At 32.0% G+C, this 8122-nt stretch carries 11 protein-coding genes; 9 read left to right on the forward strand and 2 right to left on the reverse strand.

The features are described from left to right. Nucleotides 1-4: 4 nt before the first annotated feature. The 6 genes from H7844_14365 (at nucleotide 5) to H7844_14390 (ending at nucleotide 5137) form a co-directional block, all read left to right on the forward strand. Nucleotides 5-1282 (forward strand): hypothetical protein, encoded by a 1278-nt coding sequence (locus H7844_14365; protein MEO5358462.1) that lies wholly within the window; start codon nucleotides 5-7, stop codon nucleotides 1280-1282. Continuing rightward, nucleotides 1263-2489 carry a hypothetical protein gene (locus tag H7844_14370; GenBank protein ID MEO5358463.1) on the forward strand — a complete coding sequence of 409 codons (1227 nt, stop codon included), beginning with the start codon at nucleotides 1263-1265 and terminating at the stop codon, nucleotides 2487-2489. Before H7844_14365 ends, H7844_14370 begins: the two co-directional genes overlap by 20 nt. Beyond that, complete coding sequence (locus H7844_14375; protein ID MEO5358464.1) at nucleotides 2489-2812, forward strand: hypothetical protein; 324 nt, start codon at nucleotides 2489-2491, stop codon at nucleotides 2810-2812. Before H7844_14370 ends, H7844_14375 begins: the two co-directional genes overlap by 1 nt. 30 nt (nucleotides 2813-2842) lie before the next feature. Beyond that, a complete protein-coding gene (locus H7844_14380) occupies nucleotides 2843-3982 on the forward strand; it encodes a zonular occludens toxin domain-containing protein (GenBank protein ID MEO5358465.1) in 1140 nt (379 codons plus the stop codon). A gap of 712 nt (nucleotides 3983-4694) precedes the next feature. Continuing rightward, nucleotides 4695-4895 (forward strand): type II toxin-antitoxin system HicA family toxin, encoded by a 201-nt coding sequence (locus tag H7844_14385; GenBank protein ID MEO5358466.1) that lies wholly within the window; start codon nucleotides 4695-4697, stop codon nucleotides 4893-4895. Beyond that, a complete protein-coding gene (locus tag H7844_14390; protein ID MEO5358467.1) occupies nucleotides 4892-5137 on the forward strand; it encodes a type II toxin-antitoxin system HicB family antitoxin in 246 nt (81 codons plus the stop codon). Before H7844_14385 ends, H7844_14390 begins: the two co-directional genes overlap by 4 nt. Nucleotides 5138-5139: 2 nt before the next feature. Here H7844_14390 and H7844_14395 read toward each other — a convergent pair whose 3' ends face one another. Together H7844_14395 and H7844_14400 are read right to left on the reverse strand one after the other, a co-directional pair. Continuing rightward, complete coding sequence (locus H7844_14395; GenBank protein MEO5358468.1) at nucleotides 5140-5832, reverse strand: HNH endonuclease; 693 nt, start codon at nucleotides 5830-5832, stop codon at nucleotides 5140-5142. A gap of 57 nt (nucleotides 5833-5889) precedes the next feature. Beyond that, a complete protein-coding gene (locus H7844_14400; protein ID MEO5358469.1) occupies nucleotides 5890-6315 on the reverse strand; it encodes a helix-turn-helix domain-containing protein in 426 nt (141 codons plus the stop codon). A gap of 29 nt (nucleotides 6316-6344) precedes the next feature. On the opposite strand from H7844_14400, the gene H7844_14405 reads away from it, so the two are divergent. Genes H7844_14405 through H7844_14415 form a run of 3 tightly spaced genes read left to right on the forward strand, consistent with a single transcriptional unit; the run spans nucleotide 6345 to nucleotide 7880 of the window. Continuing rightward, complete coding sequence (locus tag H7844_14405; GenBank protein MEO5358470.1) at nucleotides 6345-6578, forward strand: hypothetical protein; 234 nt, start codon at nucleotides 6345-6347, stop codon at nucleotides 6576-6578. A 6-nt stretch (nucleotides 6579-6584) separates the two neighbouring features. Then, nucleotides 6585-6815, forward strand: coding sequence for a hypothetical protein (locus H7844_14410; protein MEO5358471.1), 231 nt, complete (start codon nucleotides 6585-6587; stop codon nucleotides 6813-6815). Next, on the forward strand, nucleotides 6816-7880 hold the full coding sequence (locus tag H7844_14415; protein ID MEO5358472.1) for a tyrosine-type recombinase/integrase: 1065 nt from the start codon (nucleotides 6816-6818) through the stop codon (nucleotides 7878-7880). Nucleotides 7881-8122: the final 242 nt, after the last annotated feature.

Raw genomic sequence — 8122 nt, forward strand, 5'->3', positions numbered from 1 at the left:
TGATATGAATTGTAAGTATAATTTAGTTTTGTTGATTTTGTTTTTATTTGCATCTTACTCAGATTACTCAGAAGCTAGTGGAACATTAGATTGTAATACAGTACTTATTTTAAATTGCCAAGATATTTTACAAGGTCATTTTTTTATAAATAATGTTGAATATTCCTGTAGTGATTCTTATTACAAATATTACGAAAGGGCTATTTATCCTTTAAGTAACTCAGTTAGTGTATTAATTAAAGATTCTAAAAATGTTGTACTTTATCAAAATACTTTTGTTGGTCAAAAGTATATTTATTTAACTGCTCGTGATAAGAATTGTTTAGAATCAAAATATAATTATCAGTATTACGATAGATATATTAATTTGCCTTCAAATAAAATTTCATGTCCATTTAGTACTTATATGAATAATAGTGTTTGTACTCATGGTGCTATTGATGAATCTGGAACAAGTTATGGTTATTTTAGCAATCATCCTGAAGCTACTAATATTTTTAAATATTATGTTGGTACTTTTAATATGTTGGATCCTATAGCTCTGGTTGATAATAAAACCTGTATGAGTACTTCTTGTGCTTATTCGAATTGTGTTCATATGAATAGACCGGCTTATAATTATTATGTTTATACTGTTCCTTTTAATTCATCTAATTCTAATACTTATAATTCTACTATAACTCGTGTTGCTCTACGAGAATATTGTGATATGAGTTGTTTAGATACTTATAAACGTACTTATCCGAGTCAATCGAATGTAAATTGTGCTCATACGTCGTGTATGATTCAAGTTTTATCTGAGGTTAGTTCATATGTTAAATCATTTTCATGTAATGATTTAGTTTTATATGATTTTAATACTGAACCGTCTTATGTTAATGTTGCTGGTTCTACTTCAGAGAGTACTTTTGCTTATTTAAAGTGGCAAAATTCAGGGCAGACTGCTGATAGTTGTAGTGCTTGTCAATATTTAAAGTCTCATGGAGTGTCTCTTGTTGCTGATTGTTCTGATGTTAATTATTTATGTTCTAATCCGCTTAATCATCCAGAGATTAAAAATATTTATAGTTTATCTGCCCATAAATTATATATTGCTCAATCAACGGTAAGTCCTTTTAATTTTGTTGTAAATGATACTTATAAAATTTACAGTAATTATTTTGGTGATTCTACTGTTATATCAAAACAAAGTACTCGTTATTTACGAAATACAGGTTTTAAGCAACAGTCTTTAAGGGTTTTACGTTCGGGGGTTCGTGGTCATGAATATACAGAACCGTAATATTTTTCTCGTCTTTATGCTGCCTTTTTTTGTGTTGTTTTTGTTTTATGACGTTTTTGCGTCAACTTGTGGAAGTAAAATTTATTTAGATGTTGATACTAACGGTTTGTGTCAGGGGCCTAAATCAACTGTTACTTCTCCACCCTCTGGATGGTCCTCATTAGGTACTAATTGTTCTCTTGATTCACAAGGTGATACTAGCTCGTATTCCGGTTCTAATTATTCATATGGTGCCGGTTGGGTTTCAACGCAGTGTAATTATGTTATTTATTATTGTTGCGATTCTACGGTTCCTCAGATTGAAAACTCAAAGCTTCAATCTACTACAGTTACAGGAGTAAATTATGGGGATGAGGAGACCGCTGCTTATACTCAGTATACTGCTGATATAGCTCTTTTAAAATCAGAAGTAGCTGTGTGTCCAACTGGTTATACCACTGGCGCTGTTAAGACAGGTTACGCTTACGATATTGCATATACGATTGGTTCGACTGTAGATTTAAATGTTACTTCATGGTATAGATTGGGATGTAATAAAACAGGTGATAATGTTACTACGATGTCGGATATAACTACATTAAATGGTGTTTCAGCTACAGGAGGTTTAACTAAAACAGATGTTCAGAATGCTTTTACTAACGCAGTTAATAATATACAGTCTTCAGGGGATGTTGTTAAGTCTGGTACGGTTGCTGCCGGTGTTTTAAAGGGTCTTCAGGATTATGTAGCCTCTGGTGGTACTTTGGGTGGTGGTTCGGGTTCAGGCGGTTCAGGTACAACTACTAATAATTATAATTATTATTCTTACGGTGATAACGGAACGTATACTTTAAAAGGTGATAATTTAACACGTGAAGATATTAAAGAGGGGGTTATGGATGCGCTCGGCAGGGATGACAATTATACGAGTGTTAAAGCTACTTATGACTCTAATGATTTGAATCTGTTTAATTCAGATGTTGATAATATAACTGAAACTTCTTTGAAGTCTGTTTATGATTCTAATAATTCTTCAGATTTTATAAATAGTATGAAGTCTTTATCAATCACAACTTCAAGTACAGTTTGTTCATTTGATTATACTATATGGGGTACTTCAGGTTCGGTTGATTTTTGTAGTTTTCAGTCTGTTTTGCAATCAGTCGGTAATTTAATGTTTAAATTTTGTACTATTTTGGGTTATTTAATAGTTCTTCGAGGTAAATAGTGCACATTTTAGCTGTTATAGGTGCTTTTTTTGCACGTTGGTTGGCAGTTGATGCTTTAAAGTTTTTTGCGTTTAAAACTGTTCTTTATGTAGTTATAATCTACCTGTTACCAAAAGCTTTATATAACCTCATCTCACGTATTTATTCAGAAACTTTTCAGATGATTTCCGGCTCTGTTAGTTTTTCAGATACAACTTTAAATTTTACAGGTCTTTCAGGCTGGTTTATGGATACATTAAGAGTTCCTGAGTGTTTTACTATAATTTTAACCGCTTATATTGCTCGTTTTTTGATTACATTGGTTCCTTTCGGTCCCAAATAAATTTTATTGTAACTTTAGGGGGGTTACGAGATGATTCATTTTATTACCGGCAAGCCCGGTGGTGGTAAGTCTTATTATGCAGTTTATAAGATTGTAGAAGAGTATTTTGTTTTAGATAAAGAATCTGGTGAGTATAAAAAGAAATCTCCTGTGTGTATAGTTTCAAATATAGATAATTTTAAACTTAAAGATATTGACCTCCGTACTGCTGTTTCTAAGCATGGTTTAAATGGTGTTTTTAATGAGTCTTATATTCATGCTATTCGAGATGAAGTTAATTTTGGTAAAGATGTACATGTTATTTATGTAGTTGATGAAGCACAGGTTATGTTTCCGGCAGATTTTAAGGAACGTGATATTTTAACTTTTTTTGAATATCATCGTCATTATGGTATGGATATCTGGCTTATTACTCAGAATTCAATTAAGGTAACACGTGAAATAAGAGTATTGTCTGAGTATATGATTGTTGCAATTCCAATTTCTCGCCGTCTTAATCGTAAAAAATTTCAGTACAAGTGGATGTCAGATAAGGATTTAATAAAGAAAGAAAGTTTGCCGATTGATAATAATATTTTTTCTTTGTATACCAGCTTTGTGTATAAACCTAAATCTATATCTTTCAATATATTTACTCGAGTTTTTGTTATTTTGGTTTTGCTTTTAATTTTACTTTTTGTTAGTTGGAAGGTTTTCAAAAAGTCTTTTGCGCCACCTAAGCCTAAAACTCCTCCTGTCGTTGCTCCTACGCCTGTGCCACGTGGAAAGGCTAAATTTTATGAGGAGACTCCAGAGGATTTTAAGTCAAGGTCTGCTCCTATTAATCCATCTGATTCTCGTCCTTCTGGTAAATCTCCTGGTAAGCGTAACGATTTTTCAGAAAAGTTTGGATGTGATATTTACGAGGAGTTGGTAACTGGTTCAGGTGAGGGTGTTCTTCAGAGATGTTTGATTTTTGCAGCTAACGTCAGTTGGCAGGGTGGAACTTTGGTTCTTAGTAAATATGTTAAGTTGGAAGTGCCTTATAAAAAAGAGGATAAGATTCCACGGTCTGTTTCTCAACGTCCAGAGTCTCAGGTTAATTCAAATGTTACTCCTGTTTATCCGCCTCAGGAAGTTGGAAAGCCTGAAACTGATAACAATGTTTCTAATAAGCCGATTACTCCTTGATTTCAAATATGGACTATCTGATTTTGCAGAGTTTAATGTTAGCGTTTTATCCTCGCTTTGCGGTCTTTATCGGACAGGAGTACATCGAGTTAATTTGTGGGGCTGAATACATCGCTTTGCGATCCCATCTGCGCAGGCGCAGATATAAACCCATTTTTTAAATCGTTGTTACAGTAAAAATTTTAGCTTGCTTATACGGATAATCAACGGAACAAGGTGTAGATTACCCCATATAAACCATTTACTCTTCTATGGTTATTTTGATGAAGTACTTGTTATCCGAAAGAAGTAAGCATAAGCAGTGGTTTCGCTTTTTAAAATAAAACATAAAGTTGGGTTATAATGATGGGATTTTTCGTAAAAATTCTATCATTATAACCCTTTGCTTATTAAATTCTTAGTTTTGTGATATATTGTTCTCTTTAATAAACATCGGTAACTGTTGTATTTGGTGGTTAGTTTGTGTTTATGATGCTACATATTGTTTTATTTTTATCATGTATTTTATTGTCGGAACGGATTCTTTTCTTTGTCTTTTTCCTTTTCTTTTGTCCTTTTGATAACTTGATATAATATGTATATAACTCGAATAGAGGATAAAGATGAAAGAGAGCTTTTAAATGATTTTTAGGAATCTTTAATGAAAACAGCATTTTTTTAGTTTTTATCTGTTTTTTTCAAAGATGATACAATGTTATAATATTACAGAAACATGAAGTTTAGTGAATTAGTAAGATTACTTGAGGCCGATGGGTTCAGGATTGTAAAAGAAAAAGGCTCTATAAGATATTATAATAAATCTGGTTGGCCTAAACTGGTTAGAATAGACTATCATGGTTCAAAAGAAGTTCCTAAAGGTACTTGCAATGCTATATTGAAATCAGCAGGTTTAAAGATTGGAGGGATATTATGATAGAATTAGAGTATTCTTTAATAATTGAGGCTACACAAGAACCAGACTATTTTGGTTTTTACTCTCCTGAGTTAGAAGGGTTTACAGGGATTGGTCATTCCGTTGAAGATTGTTTGTATAAAGCAAAATATGCAATGAAAGAGCATATAGATTTGCTGCGAGAAACGGGCTTACCAGTACCGCCTAAAAGTCCAAATCCTAAAATTATAATTCAGAATGAGCCTGAAATGTCTGTTGCTTAAATTTAAACGTCTTTTTTATCTTTATTATCTTTTTTGTGAATAAATTCATGGCAGTTATCGCATAATACTACTATATTTTCTATGTTGTCGTTTGGCCAGTTGTTGGAGTATCTTGTGTGGTGTGCTTCAAGGTTCATAGCTGATGAACATCTTTCACATTTATAATCTGCTTTCTTTTTAGCTTCTTTACTTAGTTGTTTCCATTCAGGTGATTCTAAGTATTCGTTGTACGTCATTTTTGGGGCTGGTTTAACTTGTAATTCTCTGTGGTCTTGCCATGGGGTTAATACTTCCTTGTTGTCTAGATATCCTTCGGTCTTGCCGTAGGGAGGTTTAATATTTTCTTTTTTGTTTTCGTTACCTTCCTCATGAGCAATTTCGTGGCACTTTTTGCATAGAACAGCAAAGTTTTTTATAGTAAAATCTTCTGATTTATCAGAGTTTTCAATATAGTGGACTTCTATTTTTTTAGGAGATAAGCATCTCTCACATCTATAATTAGCGTCTTTTAGGGCTTGTTTTGTTAGTTGTTTATATTTGGCTAAAAGTAATTTTTCATCATCAGTCAAAGATTTTCGATAATTTGAGTATTCTCTTACTATTCTTTGTAAAAGAGCAAAAGCAAATGTAATAGGAACGAATCCTAAAAGTCTAAAGAAATCTTTGTTTGTTATTAGGTTTTTAAGTAATTGCACCGGGTCAATCCAATTTTCCATATTTCATGATAACATGATATTCTATTGAAAATAAAGTTACTGTTTATCTTTTTCCTTATCCTCCTGTTCTTTTTTGTTAAGCCAGTCTTGGTATTCAGTAAAGCATTTTTTAAATTGTATCTTTAGCCATGATTTCTCGTCTTCGTTTGCATCTTTCCAAAATTTTTTTATCCAGTTAATGATATCTTCTTCTGAATTATTTTTAGTTTTTTGTATTGTCTCGTTTTTTAGTATTTCACCTTCACCAGTTAAAAGCCAATTGATATTAATTTTTAATTTATTTGTAAGGATAATAAAATGTTCTGATGTTAAATTAATAGAATTGTTTTCTATTAATGATATTAAACTTTGCCCTACAGAGAGGATTTCAGCCATATCTTTTTGTTTAAGATTTAAAATATGTCTTATTTTTTTTATTCGGTCTCCTATTGTATGAGTATTAATAATATTTTCTCTTGACATTTATTATTATCCCTGATATAATCATTTTAATGACTAAAGAACAACGTATAAAAGTTGCATTTATATTAAACAATGTTAAAGCTGTTGATATAGCACGTTCTGAGGGTGTAGATAGGAGTGCTATTTATCACGTAATAGCAGGGCGTTCAACATCCTTACGTTTACAACAAGCTATTGCCTCGGCTGCTCGTATTCCATACAATGAATTGTTTCCTTTAAAAACCGATATTTTAGCTGATAGTTTAGGGTTTTGGGAGGGTTAAGTCAATATGAGTCAATTACGTCAAAAAAATAATTTGAGTATAGGATTTTCAGGTAGGTTTGTAACTACTGATGCTTTTAATGAGTTAGTATCTCATGTATCTACTATGGAAAATCTTCTTAGGGATATTCATACTCATTTTAATTTGGGTTTAAAAAAACATGAAACTTTTAATGCTATAGATGATTTTGTAAATAAATCTTTATCTAAGTTTGAAAAAAAAGGGGGCTCTCGGTAAATGACTGTCATTGCTCGGCCTGATAGAAATAAACTTGAGGGTGGTGTTGTTTTGGAGTGTTGGGTTATCAGTATGCAAGTTAATAAAGTTCGTCGTAGAGTTCATTATTTTGGTTCATATGAAGCTGCTCTTCAGGTCGAATCGATGCTTAGAAAAAAATTACATGTTCCAAAGAAAAAATCTTTATTTATTCGAGATATGGTTTTTGAGTATTTAGATTTTGTAAAACTTCATCAAAGTGAAAAATCTTATAAAGATAAATTACGGATGCTTACAAAGGGTTATTTGACTTATTTTTATAATATGCAATTTGATTTTATTGATAATCAGATAATAGAAGGTTTTAAATTGCATTTAAAAAGGAAGTATGAGGAAATTTCTCAGAAAAAATTAAAACAAAATGGTCTTTTAGATGGCAATAGGTCAATTAATTTATATTTATTGTGCTTGTCTGCTCTTTGGAAGTGGGCTTTTAATAACAATCTTTGTACAGAACCGCCTAAGAAAATTCAGTTGTTACCTTATAGAAAAAAATTGCCTCTTACGATTTCAAAAGAACAACTTGATTTGTTTATAAGTAATATTCCGGTAGTTTTACGGTTTTTTGTTGTTTTTTTATATCAAACAGGTTTGAGGTTTCAAGAAGCTACTTCTTTAAGGTGGTCTGACATTAATTTTGAGAATATGAGTTTTCGAGTAATTGGAAAAGGTGGCCGTCAAAGAGAATTACCATTGACTATGGAGCTGCTTCATGGCTTATCTGTTTTAAAAGCTGATTTTAAACCTGAAGACCTTGTTTTTAAATCTGCTCGTACTGGTCGTAAAATTGTAGATATTCGTAAAGCTATTAATACAGCAAAAAAGTTATCTGGTATTGATTTAAATATAACTCCTCATAAATTTCGTCATTTTTTTGCAACTCATATTTTGGAGAATACTGGCGATTTATCAGTTATTTCTAGTTTGTTGGGGCATTCTAATTTAACTACTACTCAGATTTATGCACAGGTGGTAAATACTACAAAAAGAAGGGCTGTTGAAGGGCTCTCGAGGGTTAGAAATTGAAATCTTGTGTCACTATTGACACCACAATGGGTGGTAAAATTATTGGAAATGTTGTCTTTTTTCTTCAATATTTGCAATTTGTAATCAGCCGGTCGGGGGTTCAAATCCCTTCGGTGGCTTCAAAAAATCCTTTCAATTCAGTAGTTTCCCCGTTTTTATCCAATTTTGTACGTCATTTTTGGGGCTGGTTTAACTTGTAATTCTCTGTGGTCTTGCCATGGGGTTAATACTTCCTTGTTGTC

The sequence above is a fragment of the Nitrospirae bacterium YQR-1 genome (genome assembly GCA_039908095.1).
In the GTDB taxonomy this organism is placed as follows: domain Bacteria; phylum Nitrospirota; class Thermodesulfovibrionia; order Thermodesulfovibrionales; family Magnetobacteriaceae; genus Magnetomonas.

Excerpts from the sequence above, each read along its gene's own strand:
- H7844_14380 (MEO5358465.1), top strand. The coding sequence starts at position 2,843 with ATGATTCATTTTATTACCGGCAAGCCCGGTGGTGGTAAGTCTTATTAT.
- H7844_14410 (MEO5358471.1), top strand. The coding sequence starts at position 6,585 with ATGAGTCAATTACGTCAAAAAAATAATTTGAGTATAGGATTTTCAGGT.
- H7844_14385 (MEO5358466.1), top strand. The coding sequence starts at position 4,695 with ATGAAGTTTAGTGAATTAGTAAGATTACTTGAGGCCGATGGGTTCAGG.
- H7844_14400 (MEO5358469.1), bottom strand. The coding sequence starts at position 6,315 with ATGTCAAGAGAAAATATTATTAATACTCATACAATAGGAGACCGAATA.
- H7844_14365 (MEO5358462.1), top strand. The coding sequence starts at position 5 with ATGAATTGTAAGTATAATTTAGTTTTGTTGATTTTGTTTTTATTTGCA.
- H7844_14390 (MEO5358467.1), top strand. The coding sequence starts at position 4,892 with ATGATAGAATTAGAGTATTCTTTAATAATTGAGGCTACACAAGAACCA.
- H7844_14370 (MEO5358463.1), top strand. The coding sequence starts at position 1,263 with ATGAATATACAGAACCGTAATATTTTTCTCGTCTTTATGCTGCCTTTT.
- H7844_14415 (MEO5358472.1), top strand. The coding sequence starts at position 6,816 with ATGACTGTCATTGCTCGGCCTGATAGAAATAAACTTGAGGGTGGTGTT.
- H7844_14405 (MEO5358470.1), top strand. The coding sequence starts at position 6,345 with ATGACTAAAGAACAACGTATAAAAGTTGCATTTATATTAAACAATGTT.